We start from the raw sequence: 14644 nt of genomic DNA, 5'->3' as shown, positions 1-14644 counted from the left end.
CGCCCACCCAGTCCCAGAACTCGAACATGTTCGCCGGATCGATGCCGAACTCGACCACCCGCTCGGTGTGCGTCGAGACCGCGACGAAATGTTTCGCCACCGCCTCGTCCCCCAAGGCGTCGACGAGCCAGCGGCGGGCGGCGGTGGCATTGGACAACGTCTCGACCGTGGAGAAGGTCTTCGACGCCACGATGAACAAGGTGGTCGCCGGATCCAGCCCGGTCAACGCGGCGGTCAGATCGGCCGGGTCGACGTTGGAGACGAACCGGGTGGCCGGGCCGTCGTGGAAGCGGCGCAGCGCCGCGGTGACCATCGCCGGACCCAGATCCGAACCGCCGATGCCGATGTTGACCACCGTGGCGATCGGCCGGCCGGTGGCACCGCGCCAGTCGCCGCTGCGGATCCGGTCGGTGAACTCACCCATCCGATCGAGCACGGCGTGGACCTCGGCGACCACATCGACCCCGTCGACCACCAGTGTCGCCTCACGCGGCAGGCGCAACGCGGTGTGCAGCACCGCCCGATCCTCGGTCACGTTGATGTGCTCACCCGAGAACATCGACTCCCGAACCGCAGCCACACCCGCCTGCTCCGCCAACTCCAGCAGCGACCGCACCACCGCGCCGTCCACACGCTGCTTGCTGAGATCGACGACCAGATCCCCGGCCGCCACCGTCAACTCCGCGACACGATCGGGTTCGGAACCGAACAACTCCCGCAACGACACCGAACCGAGCCGATCACGATGGCCCTCCAGAGCCTCCCACGGTGCCGTTTCGGTTACGTCGCTCATGGGATCGACAGTAGTGCGCCCCGACGCGGCCTGCCCGGTTTGTGACGGCAGGGATCATCGGGTTTCCGGCAGAACCCGGCTGTGGCGCGCATGATAGGGCACATGGATGCTGCAGAACTGATTCGGTCCGTCCCCACCGACCTGTTCCTCGGCGGTGAATGGGTTGCGGCCGAGAACGGAGCCACATTCGGAGTCCACGACCCCGCGACCGGTGACGAACTCGCGCGGGTCGCCGATGCCGGGCCGGGCGACGCGATGCGTGCCCTCGACGCGGCAGTAGCCGCCGGTCCGCAATGGGCGGCGACCCCACCGCGCGAACGCGCCGAGATCCTGCGGGCGGTTTGGCAGAAGATCACCGACCGCGCCGAGGACTTCGCGATGCTGATGACACTCGAGATGGGCAAGGCGCTGCCCGAGAGCCGGTCCGAGGTGACCTACGGCGCCGAGTTCCTGCGATGGTTCTCCGAGGAAGCGGTCCGCATCTCCGGTCGCTATACGCCGGCACCGGCCGGAACCGGCCGCGTCCTCGTGACCAAACAGCCGGTCGGTCCCTGCCTGGCCATCACACCGTGGAACTTCCCGCTCGCGATGGGCACCCGCAAGATCGGGCCGGCTCTCGCCGCAGGTTGCACGATCATCGTCAAACCCGCCTCCGAGACACCGTTGACGATCCTGTTGCTCGCCCGGCTCTTCGAAGAAGCGGGGCTGCCCACCGGGGTTCTGTCCGTACTGCCCTCCTCGCACGCCGGCGAGGTGACCGGTCCACTCCTCGAGGACCCGCGGCTACGCAAACTCACGTTCACCGGCTCGACCGAGGTCGGACGCACACTCGCCGAGAAGGCCGGCCGGTCGCTGCTGCGAACCTCTCTCGAACTCGGCGGCAACGCCCCCTTCATCGTCTTCGAGGATGCCGATCTCGACGCTGCGGTCGAAGGTGCGGTGGCGGCCAAGCTCCGCAACGGGGGAGAGGCATGCACGGCGGCGAACCGCTTCCACGTCGCCAACTCGGTGCGCGAGGAGTTCGTCGCCAAGCTCACCGAGCGCATGGCGTCGTACAAGCTCGGTCCGGGAACCGAACCGGACGCGACTCTCGGCCCCCTCGTCAACGAGAACCAGCAGAAGACCGTGATCGAACTCGTGCAGGACGCGGTGTCGGCGGGCGCCGAAGTGCGTCTCGGCGGAGAGGCCCTCGACGGCCCGGGATGGTTCTATCCCGCCACCGTGCTCGACGACGTGCCGCACCAGGCCCGAATCCTGAAGGAGGAGGTATTCGGACCGGTTGCCGCGGTCACCGGCTTCGACACCGAGGAGGAAGCGGTCGCTGCGGCGAACGACACCCGATACGGTCTGGCCGCCTATATCTTCACGCGCGACCTCGACCGGGCCCTGCGCGTGTCGCATGCACTCGAATCCGGCATCGTCGGTGTCAACCGCGGCGTCGTCTCCGACGTCGCGGCACCGTTCGGCGGCATCAAGGATTCGGGCCTGGGGCGCGAGGGCGGCACCGAAGGTATCGAGGAATTCCTCGAGACCAAGTACATCGCCCTGCAGTGACAGGAGCGCGGAGTCAGTGACCCAGACGGCCACGCCCGAGGCGAAGCAGGAGCATCGCCAGGGTGTGGCCTTCCTGGCCCAGCTCGCTGAACCGCTCGAGAACCTTCATCTCGCGGCTGTGCACGAGACGGGTACCGCCGGAGGCCATCCGGGTGCGTCCGATCATGCGGGACACTTCGGTGCGCCGCTTGACCGCAGCGAGGATCTCGGCGTCGAGACGGTCGATCTCCTTGCGGAGTTCCTCGATCTCGGCTTCGGTCGGCACGGCTGCGTCGGCGGGCTCGCCGGAAATGGAAGCATCGATGGGCGTGCTCATGTCGTCTCCTCGCATCTGTTTCTGAATATTCGCCCGTCTGGAGCGGCTGTCAGCGGTATCGGGTGAGGTCGACGGTCGGAAAACGACAGTGACAACCGGAACTCGATCCGAGCCTGCGAAGGACAGATGACATGGTGTCCAGTTTGCCACTTACCAGGTCGGCGCTGCCACTCACCCTGATCGGGCCGGAGGCGGGATCCCATGTCCGGACGGTCCGGTAGTTTGGTGAAACGATGAACACTCCCGTCGCGCTCGCAAACTCCCACCCCGGATCCGATGCTCTTCTCGAGGGGCTCAATCCGCAGCAGCGGGAGGCGGTCACGCACGAAGGGGCCCCGCTGTTGATCGTTGCGGGCGCCGGCTCGGGCAAGACGGCGGTCCTCACGCGCCGCATCGCCTATCTGCTGGCCGAGCGCGGCGTCGCACCCGGCCAGATACTGGCCATCACGTTCACCAACAAGGCCGCGGCCGAGATGCGCGAGAGGGTGGCCGCGCTGGTGGGGCCGCGGGCGAATGCGATGTGGGTGTCGACCTTCCACTCGAGCTGTGTACGGATACTCCGCGCACAGGCGGGCCTGCTCACGGGGATGAACTCGAATTTCACGATCTACGACGCCGACGACTCCCGTCGTCTGCTCACGATGATCGCGAAGGATCTCGAACTCGACACCAAGAAGTATTCCGCCCGGTTGCTGTCCACCCAGATCTCGAACCTCAAGAACGAGTTGATCGGGCCGGAGGAGGCCGCGCACGACGCGGAGAACGATGCGGCCGCGACAGAACTCACTCGCGTCGTGGCGCGGGTCTACGCGCACTATCAGCAGCGGCTGCGAACGGCCAACGCCTTCGACTTCGACGACCTCATCGGCGAGACGGTGGCGCTCCTGCAGGCGCACCCGCAGGTGGCCGAGTACTACCGGCGTCGTTTCCGTCACGTCCTGGTCGACGAGTACCAGGACACCAACCACGCGCAGTACGTGCTCGTGCGCACCCTCGTGGGCGATCAGGAGGAGGAAGCTGCGGTTCCTCCGAGCGAGCTGTGTGTGGTGGGCGACGCCGACCAGTCGATCTACGCCTTCCGTGGCGCCACGATCCGCAACATCGAGGAGTTCGAGCGCGACTATCCGCAGGCGCGGACGATTCTGCTCGAACAGAACTACCGCTCCACTCAGAACATCCTGTCGGCGGCGAACTCCGTCATCTCCCGGAACACGGGCCGGCGGGAGAAGCGGCTGTGGACCGATTCGGGCGAGGGCGAACTCATCACCGGTTACGTCGCCGACAACGAGCACGACGAGGCTCGGTTCGTCGCGGCCGCGATCGACCGTCTCGTCGACGCCGGCGACACGACCTATTCCGATATCGCGGTGTTCTACCGGACCAACAACGCCTCCCGTGCGTTCGAGGACGTCTTCATCCGGGACGGTGTGCCCTACAAGGTCGTCGGTGGTGTGCGCTTCTACGAGCGCAAGGAGGTCCGCGACATCGTCGCGTACCTGAAGGTGCTCGACAATCCGGACGACACGGTGAGCCTGCGGCGCATCCTCAACACCCCTCGACGGGGTATCGGCGATCGCGCCGAAGCGTGCGTGGCGGTCCATGCGGAGCGGCTCGGCGTGAGTTTCGGGCAGGCCCTCGTCGATGCTGCCGCAGGTAAGGTCGCGCTCCTGAACACCCGGGCGCAGAAGGCGATCGCCGGTTTCGTCGAGATGATGGACGAACTGCGGGCGATGCTCGTCGCGAACGACGCCGACGGCAACGACATGGCGGATATCGGCGATGTGGTCGAGGCCATCCTCGAGCGCACCGGATACCGCGCCGAGTTGTCGGCGAGCGACGACCCCCAGGACGGTACCCGACTCGACAACCTTCACGAACTCGTCAGTGTGGCAAGAGAATTCAGTGCCGACGTACGTAACGCCGCCGGGATCGTCGAGGACGAACGCGAGGAGGGCGATCCCGAACCGGGTTCGCTCGCGGCGTTCCTCGAGAAGGTTTCGCTGGTCGCCGACGCCGACCAGATTCCCGAGAACGACTCGGGTGTTGTCACCCTGATGACCTTGCACACGGCGAAGGGCCTCGAGTTCCCGGTCGTGTTCGTCACCGGTTGGGAGGACGGCCAGTTCCCGCACATGCGCGCACTCGGCGATCCGGCGGAATTGTCCGAGGAACGGCGACTTGCGTATGTGGGGATCACTCGTGCCCGGCGTCGCCTCTACCTCACGCGGGCTGTTCTGCGTTCGTCCTGGGGGCAGCCGCTCACGAATCCGGAATCCCGTTTCTTGCAGGAGATTCCGCAGCATCTGATCGACTGGCAGCGTCTCGAGCCTGCGCCCGCGCGCGGGCACGCCATCGGTTCCGGAACGGGCTCGCGCTTCGGTGCGGGAGAGGGGCGACGGGGCGAATCGGGCTCCGGTTCGGCCGGTTTCGGTGCTGCCCGCGGACGCAACAATCACCTGGTGCTCGCCGTCGGCGACCGGGTCAGTCACGACAAGTACGGTCTGGGAACGGTGCTCGAAACCCGCGGGTCGGGCCCCACCGCCACCGTTGTGATCGATTTCGGCAGTGCGGGGAAGGTGCGCCTGATGCTGGTCGGCGGCGTGCCGATGGTCAAGCTGTGATGCAGTGCTGCGCGTGATGCGCTAGCGGACGCGGCGCACCGGTCGTGCTGCCCATCCCGGACAGCCCCGGTGGCTCGGGGCTCAGTGGCGTTGCATACCGAGCGCGATACCGCGCGTGGCGAGCCACGGGACCGGGTCGATCTTGTCGACGCCGTTGAGGTGCACCTCGAAGTGCAGGTGGGGTCCGGTGGAGAAGCCCCGATTACCCATGGTGGCGATCTGGTCGCCGGCCATGACCCGCTGTCCCACGCTGACCAGGGACTGATCGATGTGTCCGTACACGGTGACGGTGCCGTCGTCGTGGAGGAGCCGGATCCACATGCCGAATCCGGAGGCCGGGCCGGAGTCGATCACTTCGCCGTCGGCCACCGCGTAGATGGGGGTGCCGATCGGGCCGGCGATATCGATACCGGCATGGAGCGTTCCCCAGCGGGCACCGTAATGCGAAGTGAACGAGCCGATGGCCGGGAGGGCGAACAGGGGGCGGCGTGCCGCGGCCTCACGAGCGGCGCGTTCCTCACTGAAGCGTTGGCCCTTGGCCAGAAGATTCGAGAACTGCGACAGGTCGTTCGGGTCGGCGATGTTGAGCACCTGCGGAGCCTGCGACGGTTCGGCGTCGGTGTCGGCGCTCGGTGCGAACTGTGCGGCCTGGGGCACTGCGGTGGCGGTGATGACGGATGAATCGGCTTCACCTGCGGCGAGGGCGACTTCGGAGTGTTCGGCGTTCTGGCCCGGGCCTCCGTTGGCGGCGGCCTGGCCTGCTGCGACGACGGCGCCGGCGGCGACTGCGAAGACTGCAGCGCGGCCCTTGAGGGCGGTGGGGGGAGTGGGCAATCGATGGGCTCCACCGCGCGGAGCGGGAGCGTCTACATCGTCGGAGTGATCTTCGGGAGAGCGATTGTCACGCGCGGCGCGACCGAAGGAGTCGGAGTAATAGGTCGGTTCGAGGCCCGGGCCGGTGTTGCGGAAGTCCATGGTGGCCGCTTCCCAGGGATTCCAGTCGTCTGGGGCCGAGTCGGGACGGCGGGTTCGGCTGTCGGCACTCGGACTGCCTGAGCGCATCGCCATTCTCCGTTCGTGACCTCATCGTTACTTCGACCAGGCGACGGTAACGAAGCGATCGCGGAGGTGGCAAGCCGTAGTTCGCCCGAAGGACGTTATGTGAGCGGCATCACAGTGCAAACCGGGGCAAATTGGGACATCGCCCAGAGCGCGGGCCGTCAAACATCATTTTCCGAGATGTCACGGACTCGTTGCGCACCCCTCGCAGCGGGATGCCGGTGTGAGGGGGTATGCGGCGACCTGTCATTCTGAACCGGGTGCTCCTCCCCGCTCGTGCGCGGGAGGGGAACTGCGAAGTCGTTCCCGGACCGACGTGCGCGTGACCTGTGACACATGGGACTACCACGCGTGATCCGCGGCCCGGCCGAGTAACTAGAGTCCGAAAACGACCCGCTCGATACCCCGGAGCGGGCGTGAACGCAGACGAGACGGTGAGCAGATGGATCTCTTCGAATACCAGGCGAAGGAACTCTTCGCCAAGCATGACGTGCCGACGTCGGCCGGCCGTGTTACCGACACTGTCGCCGGTGCCCGCGAGATCGCGGAGGAAATCGGCAAGCCGGTGATGGTCAAGGCGCAGGTCAAGGTCGGTGGCCGCGGCAAGGCCGGTGGCGTGAAGTACGCCGCCACCGCCGATGACGCACAGACCCACGCCGAGAACATCCTCGGCCTCGACATCAAGGGTCACATCGTCAAGAAGCTCCTGGTCGCCGAGGCGAGCGACATCGCGGAGGAGTACTACATCTCCTTCCTGCTCGACCGCACCAACCGCACCTACCTGGCCATGTGCTCGGTCGAGGGTGGCATGGAGATCGAAGAGGTCGCCGCCACCAAGCCGGAGCGTCTCGCCAAGATCGCCGTCGACGCCGTCAAGGGTGTCGACCTCGCTTTCGCACGTGAGATCGCCGAGAAGGGCCACCTTCCCGCCGAGGTTCTCGACGCCGCTGCCGTGACCATCCAGAAGCTGTGGGAGGTCTTCGTCAAGGAAGACGCTCTCCTCGTGGAGGTCAACCCCCTCGTCCGTACGCCGGACGACCAGATCCTCGCCCTCGACGGCAAGGTCACCCTGGACGCCAACGCCGACTTCCGTCAGCCCGGCCACGCCGAGTTCGAGGACAAGGACGCTACGGATCCCCTCGAGCTCAAGGCCAAGGAGAACGACCTCAACTACGTCAAGCTCGACGGCGAGGTCGGCATCATCGGTAACGGCGCCGGTCTGGTCATGTCGACCCTCGACGTCGTCGCCTACGCGGGTGAGAAGCACGGCGGCGTCAAGCCCGCCAACTTCCTCGACATCGGCGGCGGCGCCTCCGCGGCCGTCATGGCCGCCGGTCTCGACGTCATTCTGAACGACGCGCAGGTCAAGAGCGTGTTCGTCAACGTCTTCGGTGGAATCACCGCCTGCGACGCGGTTGCGAACGGCATCGTCAAGGCTCTCGAGATCCTCGGCGACGAGGCCAACAAGCCGCTGGTCGTCCGTCTCGACGGAAACAACGTCGACGAGGGCCGCCGCATCCTCGCCGAGGCCAACCACCCGCTGGTCACGGTCGTCGCCACCATGGACGAGGCTGCCGACAAGGCTGCCGAACTCGCCTTCGCAGCGAAGTAAAGGGACACACAGAACAATGGCAATCTTCCTTACCAAGGATTCCAAGGTCATCGTCCAGGGCATCACCGGTGGCGAGGGCACGAAGCACACCGCGCTCATGCTCAAGGCCGGTACCCAGGTCGTCGGCGGCGTGAACGCACGCAAGGCCGGCACCACGGTTTCGCACACCGACAAGGACGGCAACCCGGTCGAGCTGCCCGTCTTCGGTTCCGTCGCCGAGGCCATGAAGGAGACCGGAGCGGACGTCTCGATCGCGTTCGTTCCCCCGGCCTTCTCGAAGGACGCCATCGTCGAGGCCATCGATGCGGAGATCCCGCTGCTCGTCGTCATCACCGAGGGCATCCCGGTGCAGGACAGCGCGTACGCGTGGGCCTACAACGTCGAGAAGGGCAACAAGACCCGCATCATCGGCCCCAACTGCCCCGGCATCATCACCCCGGGTGAGGCGCTCGTCGGCATCACGCCGGCAAACATCGCCGGCAAGGGCCCGGTCGGCCTCGTGTCCAAGTCGGGCACCCTGACCTACCAGATGATGTACGAGCTGCGCGAGTACGGCTTCTCGACCGCCATCGGCATCGGCGGCGACCCGGTCATCGGCACCACCCACATCGACGCCATCGAGGCGTTCGAGAAGGACCCGGAGACCAAGGTCATCGTCATGATCGGCGAGATCGGCGGCGACGCCGAGGAGCGTGCGGCCGACTACATCAAGGCTCACGTGACCAAGCCGGTCGTCGGCTACGTCGCGGGCTTCACCGCTCCCGAGGGCAAGACCATGGGCCATGCCGGCGCCATCGTCTCGGGCTCCTCGGGCACGGCCCAGGCGAAGAAGGACGCTCTGGAAGCGGCCGGTGTCAAGGTCGGCAAGACGCCGTCCGAGACCGCCGCACTCGCTCGCGAGATCCTGAAGTCGCTCTGACGACAACTTCACCGCCCGTGCGCGTTTCGGGTAGCTACGGCTACCGGAAGCGCGCACGGGCGTTTCAGGTGTCGATCCAGTCGACGCCCGCGGGTTCGAGTTCGCCCGCACCGGACGTCAGTGACGCCACCCATCCCTCGAGCTCGCCGCGCTCTCGCCCCGCGACAGTGAAGACCACCCTGTCCGCATAGGCGACGTCGAGCACCGCGACCCCCCTTCCCCGGAGTTCCGCTTCCACACGGCCTGCCTCCGCGTGGTCGATGGCGAGGGTGAACTTCTCCTGCTGCGTGCGCTCGACGAGGGTCGCGTCGTCCAGCGCTGTGGCGACCGCACCCGAGTACGCGCGCACCAGCCCGCCCGCACCGAGTTTGATACCGCCGAACCACCGGGTCACCACCACCGCGACGTTCACGAGATCCCGATGGTGCAGGACCTGCAACATGGGGATTCCGGCAGTGCCGCCGGGTTCACCGTCATCGCTCGACCGCTCTGCACGAGTCGAGGGAGCATCTCCCACCACGAACGCCCAGCAATGGTGCCGGGCATCGGGATACAGTCGGCGTTGTTCGCCGACGAAAGCGAGTGCGGCGTCGGCTGTGTCGATACGACGAACGGCCGCGAGGAAGCGCGAGTGCTTGACTTCCGTCTCGACCACGACATCGGGACCCGGAGCGAGAGTGTGCGGCATGGCCCCCATTCTCTCGGGTACTCCCTAGGCTGTTGACTGCAGGACAGTGACCGACAGACGGACCGACGGCAGGAGAATCGATGACCTTCCCCGCAGGCACATCTGGCCAGAGCAAGGTGGTGCCGCTACTGCTGCCCCTCGCGGTTGCCGTGCTCGGTGCCGTGAACTTCCTGCTCGGCCTCACCCCGTTCGTGACCATCACCTTCGGCTCACAGGTGGCGCTGTCCTCGTTCGATTTCGGCTTCGCGGTGGTGCCACTGGCGTTTCTGCTCTTCGGTGGCGTGAGCGCCGCGTTGTCGCTGCTTCCGGGCCAGGACCTGCGTGCCGTGACCGTCGCGGCGACGGGCGTCGGCTTCCTCACGTCCTTGTTCCAGCTGTTCCACCTGCCCGAGGACACCGGAATCGCATGGGGCGGTGTGACGATCCTCGTCCTCGGCTTCCTGCAGTTCGCGCTGGCGCTCCTGGGGTTGCTGTTCGGTCTCGGCATCCTCGTCTCCGGCCGGTCGGATAAGCGCGGCGGCTACGGCTTTCCGCAGGGTGCCGGTCAATACCAGGGATTCGGAGGCGTCCCGGGGTCCGGTCAACCGCAGGGCTACGGACCGCCTCCGGGTTACGGCACCCAGCAATCGGGGGCAGAAGGTGGGCAGTCGCGGCTCGGAGGGTCTCCGGGCCAGCAGGCGTCGAGCGGTGAGTACTCCGGGGGACAGCAGTTCAGCGGTGCCCAGCCGTATCCGGGCGGTCAGCAGTACGGCGGTGCCCAGCAGTACGGCGGTGCCCAGCAATATCCGGGCGGTCAGCCGTATCCCGGTGCTCAGCAGTATCCGGGCGGTCAGCAGTACGGCGGGGCCCAGCAGTATCCGGGCGGCCAGCAGTACGCCGGTCAGCAGTACTCGGGTGCCCAGCCGACTCAGCAGTATCCCGTACAGCAGTCATCCGAGACACAGGACTCGGCAGAGCACACCGAGGGCGCGCACACCGGCACTGCGCAGGAGCGGACCGAAGCCGACACCGATACGGCCGGAACCGAAGGCCACGAGAGCACCGGCACGTCCACCGCCGGTGACGAGGACAGCACACAGGTCTTCCGCGCACCGGACGACCAGCGGTGATCGGCGCGCCTGACACCACGGCGGACGTGTCGATGTCACCCTCGATTCGATGACATCGACGCTCGGCCGGTCCACCCGGCACGTTCCACCCGGCGACCGCGCGGATCCGGAGCGCTTCCGCATCCTGATCGGCACTGCGGCGCGCGTTCCAGCGGTGACGCTCGCCGTCGTCGCGACCATCGTGGTGACGACGATGGTCGTCGCCAACAGTGATCTCACCGGCATCTACGCCGCCGTTGCAGGGGCCTGGCTCGCGCTGCACCAGGTGACTCTCACGATCGACGACACCTCGCTCGGCGTGCTTCCGCTGCTGCCCACGGTGATTCTGGTGTGGCAGGCGGCGCGCGGATGCGCATCCGCAGCCGAGGCGATCGTCGAGAACAGCGGATACGCGCTCGATCGGCAGGACGTCTCGCGCATCACTGTCGCAACGCTCGCGGGTCCGCTGCTGGTGACCTCGGCTGCGTTGATCGTGCTGCAGGACGCAGCGAGCGTGTTGCCGGTGACGCCTCCGAACCCCGCTGCCGCACTGGCCTGGGTCACCGGGATCTACCTGCTCGCATGTGTCATCGGGATCGGGTTCCACGTGTGGAGACCGCTGGTGCGGTACTACTCCGTTCCCGAGTGGCTCGTGCTGGCCTTCCGCCCCGCGCTGCGTGTTCTGCTGGGGATGTTCGCGCTCGGTGGGGTCGCGGTGGTCGCCGGACTGCTGTGGTCGTGGGACGTCGTCGGTGAGCTGCTCTCGCGCGGCGACCACTGGACCGGCGTGCTGGGTCTGACGGTGATGTCGATCCTGTATCTGCCCAATGTGATCATCGGTGCTGCCGCCGTCCTGGCAGGCAGCACCGTTCATTTCGGCGATCTTCATCTGAGCCTGTTCGAGGCGACGGGAGGCGACCTTCCGGCGCTGCCGGTGCTCGCGGCGATCCCGTCGGGTCCGGCCGAGGTCTTCTGGCCGGTGCTGCTGGCCGTTCCGGCGACGATCGCGGCGCTACTCGGCCGCTTCGCCGCCCAGCAAACTCTGCAGGCGCAGGCCGACGGCGCACCTGTCGGCAGCGCCGATGCGGCGTGGACGGTGCTCGCTGCCGCGGCGGGGGCAGGTCTCGTCGCGGGGATCGCGACCTGGGTTGCCGGGGGTCCGCTCGGAGTGTTCGGCCTGGTCGGGGCCAATTGGTGGCTCGCCGGCATCCTCGTCTTCGCCTGGTCGGGGTTGCTGGGCATCATCACTGCTCAGCTGCTCATGTGGCGGGAAGGACGATTGGCCGCCGCCGCGCTGCGCGCCGACGCAGTCACGGACGAGGGGAACTCGGACGACGCCGTAGAGGGTGCAGATCCGGCGGACCGTCCTGCCGAGGCTGCACTCGAGATGCCTGAGCCCGAGACTCTTGCGCTGGAGGCTCCTGCGGGGGAGGGGACGAAGGACGACGTGAGGGCCGAGAGCGAGGACTCCGGCGCCTGGGAGGCACAGGCCGAGACCGGCGCTTCCGCCGACCTCGATGTGAGCGGCAGCAGCGATGAGGCCGATGCCGGCAGAGGTGCCGACGTAAAGGGTGACACCGGCAGTGGCGACGAAGTCATCGACGCAGAGGTCCTCGAGATCGAGGACGAACCCGACGAGAAGGCCGCGGACAGGGCTCACAGGAAGACCGCGGACGGGGTGGACGAGGAGGTCGCGGGTAAGGCCGAAAAGGGCGCCGACTAGGCTCTCTTACGGCCGGTCGATCGGCCGACCCACCTCGACCTCCCAGGAGTGGACCCTGACTGCCTCGCGTGACCAGCTGCCGCCCTCCGCGCCGGCGCGGCTCGTCGTCCTCGCTTCGGGCACGGGCAGCCTGCTGCGTTCGCTGCTCGATGCCACTCGGGTCGACGGTTATCCGGCCGCCGTCGTTGCTGTCGGTGTCGATCGCGAATGCCGTGCGGAAGAACACGCGGCCGCCGAGCAGATCCCCTCGTTCCGGGTCGCTCTGCGCGATTTCGAGGACCGCGCTGCATGGGATCGAGCACTGACCGACGCGGTCGCTGCCCACGAACCCGATCTGGTCGTGTCAGCCGGCTTCATGAAGATCCTCGGTCCGGCCTTCCTGGAGCGGTTCGCAGGACGCATCATCAACACGCATCCGGCGCTGCTGCCCTCGTTTCCCGGTGCGCACGCCGTCCCCGACGCTCTGGCGTACGGCGTCAAGGTCACCGGCTCGACGGTGCATCTCGTCGACGGGGGCGTCGACACCGGGCCGATCCTCGCTCAGGAAGCGGTACCCGTTCTCGACGGTGACGACGAGGACACCCTGCACGAGCGCATCAAGGTTGTGGAGCGACGGCTACTGGCCGAGGTGGTCGCCGCCGTCGCCACCCGTGGAGTTGTTTCCGATGGACGAAAGGCCGTGATCCCCGGTGACCGAACGTAAGACTGTGCGCCGCGCGCTGGTCAGCGTGTACGACAAGAGCGGACTGGTGGAGCTGGCGACAGGGCTCCACGCGGCGGGTGTCGAGCTCGTCTCGACCGGCTCCACGGCCAAGACCATCGCCGACGCAGGCGTGCCGGTGACCAAGGTCGAGGAACTGACCGGCTTCCCCGAGTGCCTCGAAGGCCGGGTGAAGACCCTGCACCCGCGCGTGCACGCCGGAATCCTCGCCGACACCCGCAAGCAGGACCACCTCGACCAGATCGCCGATCTCGGCATCGAGGCGTTCGAGCTCGTCGTCGTGAACCTCTACCCGTTCACACAGACGGTCGCCTCGGGTGCGAGCCCCGACGAGTGCGTCGAGCAGATCGACATCGGCGGACCGTCCATGGTGCGCGCGGCGGCGAAGAACCACCCGTCCGTCGCGGTGGTCGTCGACCCGGCGGCCTATGGGGACGTGCTCGCCGCCGTCGAGAGCGGAGGGTTCACTCTCGAGCAGCGCAAGCGCCTTGCCGCACAGGCGTTCCAGCACACCGCCGCCTACGACGTTGCGGTGGCGAGTTGGATGAACAGCGATTACGCGAAGCCCGAAGGCGACGAGTCACAGTTCCCGGCGTGGACCGGCGCTACCTGGACCCGCGCGAATGTGCTTCGCTACGGCGAGAATCCGCATCAGGCCGCGGCCCTGTACGTGAACGAGTCCGGTGAACCCGGGCTCGCGCAGGCCGAGCAGTTCCACGGCAAGGAGATGTCCTACAACAACTATCAGGACGCCGATGCCGCCTGGCGCGCCGCGCACGACCACAGCGAACCGTGTGTCGCGATCATCAAGCACGCCAACCCGTGCGGTATCGCAATCGCCGACGACATCGCGACGGCGCACCGCAATGCGCACGAGTGCGATCCGGTCTCGGCCTTCGGCGGGGTTATCGCCGCGAACCGTGAGGTGAGCGTGGAGATGGCCGAGCAGGTCGCCGAGATCTTCACCGAGGTGATCATCGCCCCGTCGTATGCCGACGGTGCCGTCGACGTGCTCTCCCGCAAGAAGAACATTCGCATCCTGCGCGCCGATTCGCCGAAGTCGGCTCCGGTCGAGATCCGTCAGATCTCCGGTGGTCTGCTCCTGCAGGAGCGCGACGTGCTCACCGCGGAAGGCGACTCCACCGCCCACTGGCAGCTCGCGTGCGGCGAGGCCGCGGACGAGGCCACGCTGCGCGATCTCGAATTCGCCTGGCGCGCATGCCGTGCCGTGAAATCCAACGCGATCCTTCTGGCCTCGGCCGGCGCTACCGTCGGTGTCGGTATGGGCCAAGTCAACCGCGTCGACTCGGCGCGACTCGCCGTGACCCGTGCGGGCGATCGTGTCGCCGGGTCGGTGGCCGCGTCCGACGCCTTCTTCCCGTTCGCCGATGGTCTGCAGGTGCTGACCGAGGCCGGCGTGAAGGCGATCGTGCAGCCGGGTGGCTCGGTGCGCGACAACGAGGTCATCGAGGCCGCTCGTGAGGCGGGTGTGACCCTCTACCTCACCGGTGCGCGGCATTTCGCGCACTAGACGATGACGCGCGGCACCC

General features: G+C 67.2%; 11 protein-coding genes and 1 pseudogene. 8 read left to right on the top strand and 4 right to left on the bottom strand.

Going from position 1 to position 14644, the window contains the following annotated elements; translation table 11 throughout:
* Positions 1-793 (bottom strand): annotated as a pseudogene (locus ABZ789_RS17175) (glucose-6-phosphate isomerase); the annotation flags it as partial.
* Between the two features lie 102 nt (positions 794-895).
* Between ABZ789_RS17175 and ABZ789_RS17170 the strand changes: the two are divergent.
* On the top strand, positions 896-2347 hold the full coding sequence (locus tag ABZ789_RS17170; RefSeq protein ID WP_358425892.1) for an NAD-dependent succinate-semialdehyde dehydrogenase: 1452 nt from the start codon (positions 896-898) through the stop codon (positions 2345-2347).
* A gap of 13 nt (positions 2348-2360) precedes the next feature.
* Here ABZ789_RS17170 and ABZ789_RS17165 read toward each other — a convergent pair whose 3' ends face one another.
* Complete coding sequence (locus tag ABZ789_RS17165; protein WP_358425889.1) at positions 2361-2663, bottom strand: chorismate mutase; 303 nt, start codon at positions 2661-2663, stop codon at positions 2361-2363.
* A 233-nt stretch (positions 2664-2896) separates the two neighbouring features.
* Between ABZ789_RS17165 and pcrA the strand changes: the two genes are divergently transcribed.
* Entirely contained in the window at positions 2897-5284 is a 2388-nt protein-coding gene (gene pcrA / locus ABZ789_RS17160; protein WP_358425886.1) for a DNA helicase PcrA, read from the top strand.
* A gap of 81 nt (positions 5285-5365) precedes the next feature.
* Here the strand turns inward: pcrA and ABZ789_RS17155 are convergent, their stop codons facing one another.
* Positions 5366-6346, bottom strand: a complete 981-nt coding sequence (locus ABZ789_RS17155; protein WP_358425883.1) for a M23 family metallopeptidase — start codon at positions 6344-6346, stop codon at positions 5366-5368.
* A gap of 439 nt (positions 6347-6785) precedes the next feature.
* Between ABZ789_RS17155 and sucC the strand changes: the two genes are divergently transcribed.
* A complete protein-coding gene (gene sucC, locus ABZ789_RS17150; protein ID WP_358425880.1) occupies positions 6786-7955 on the top strand; it encodes an ADP-forming succinate--CoA ligase subunit beta in 1170 nt (389 codons plus the stop codon).
* A 16-nt stretch (positions 7956-7971) separates the two neighbouring features.
* Positions 7972-8874 (top strand): succinate--CoA ligase subunit alpha, encoded by a 903-nt coding sequence (sucD, locus tag ABZ789_RS17145; protein ID WP_358425877.1) that lies wholly within the window; start codon positions 7972-7974, stop codon positions 8872-8874.
* 64 nt (positions 8875-8938) lie between these two features.
* On the opposite strand, the gene ABZ789_RS17140 is transcribed toward sucD, so the two are convergent.
* Positions 8939-9562 carry a YigZ family protein gene (locus tag ABZ789_RS17140; RefSeq protein ID WP_358425874.1) on the bottom strand — a complete coding sequence of 208 codons (624 nt, stop codon included), beginning with the start codon at positions 9560-9562 and terminating at the stop codon, positions 8939-8941.
* 80 nt (positions 9563-9642) lie between these two features.
* Between ABZ789_RS17140 and ABZ789_RS17135 the strand changes: the two genes are divergently transcribed.
* Genes ABZ789_RS17135 through purH form a run of 4 tightly spaced genes read left to right on the top strand, consistent with a single transcriptional unit; the run spans position 9643 to position 14625 of the window.
* Positions 9643-10671, top strand: coding sequence for a DUF5336 domain-containing protein (locus tag ABZ789_RS17135; RefSeq protein WP_358425871.1), 1029 nt, complete (start codon positions 9643-9645; stop codon positions 10669-10671).
* A gap of 49 nt (positions 10672-10720) precedes the next feature.
* On the top strand, positions 10721-12373 hold the full coding sequence (locus ABZ789_RS17130) for a DUF6350 family protein (RefSeq protein WP_358425868.1): 1653 nt from the start codon (positions 10721-10723) through the stop codon (positions 12371-12373).
* A 55-nt stretch (positions 12374-12428) separates the two neighbouring features.
* A complete protein-coding gene (gene purN, locus ABZ789_RS17125; RefSeq protein WP_358425903.1) occupies positions 12429-13076 on the top strand; it encodes a phosphoribosylglycinamide formyltransferase in 648 nt (215 codons plus the stop codon).
* Positions 13063-14625 (top strand): bifunctional phosphoribosylaminoimidazolecarboxamide formyltransferase/IMP cyclohydrolase, encoded by a 1563-nt coding sequence (purH, locus tag ABZ789_RS17120; RefSeq protein WP_358425865.1) that lies wholly within the window; start codon positions 13063-13065, stop codon positions 14623-14625. Before purN ends, purH begins: the two co-directional genes overlap by 14 nt.
* Positions 14626-14644 lie beyond the last annotated feature (19 nt).

Source organism: Rhodococcus sp. NPDC047139, assembly GCF_040643435.1.
Lineage (GTDB): Bacteria > Actinomycetota > Actinomycetes > Mycobacteriales > Mycobacteriaceae > Rhodococcus.
This window is presented reverse-complemented; position numbering and strand designations above follow the sequence as displayed.

What these genes read in the sequence shown, in the direction of transcription:
- ABZ789_RS17170 (WP_358425892.1), top strand. Translation starts at nt 896, where the DNA reads ATGGATGCTGCAGAACTGATTCGGTCCGTCCCCACCGACCTGTTCCTC.
- ABZ789_RS17165 (WP_358425889.1), bottom strand. Translation starts at nt 2,663, where the DNA reads ATGAGCACGCCCATCGATGCTTCCATTTCCGGCGAGCCCGCCGACGCA.
- pcrA (WP_358425886.1), top strand. Translation starts at nt 2,897, where the DNA reads ATGAACACTCCCGTCGCGCTCGCAAACTCCCACCCCGGATCCGATGCT.
- ABZ789_RS17155 (WP_358425883.1), bottom strand. Translation starts at nt 6,346, where the DNA reads ATGCGCTCAGGCAGTCCGAGTGCCGACAGCCGAACCCGCCGTCCCGAC.
- sucC (WP_358425880.1), top strand. Translation starts at nt 6,786, where the DNA reads ATGGATCTCTTCGAATACCAGGCGAAGGAACTCTTCGCCAAGCATGAC.
- sucD (WP_358425877.1), top strand. Translation starts at nt 7,972, where the DNA reads ATGGCAATCTTCCTTACCAAGGATTCCAAGGTCATCGTCCAGGGCATC.
- ABZ789_RS17140 (WP_358425874.1), bottom strand. Translation starts at nt 9,562, where the DNA reads ATGCCGCACACTCTCGCTCCGGGTCCCGATGTCGTGGTCGAGACGGAA.
- ABZ789_RS17135 (WP_358425871.1), top strand. Translation starts at nt 9,643, where the DNA reads ATGACCTTCCCCGCAGGCACATCTGGCCAGAGCAAGGTGGTGCCGCTA.
- ABZ789_RS17130 (WP_358425868.1), top strand. Translation starts at nt 10,721, where the DNA reads ATGACATCGACGCTCGGCCGGTCCACCCGGCACGTTCCACCCGGCGAC.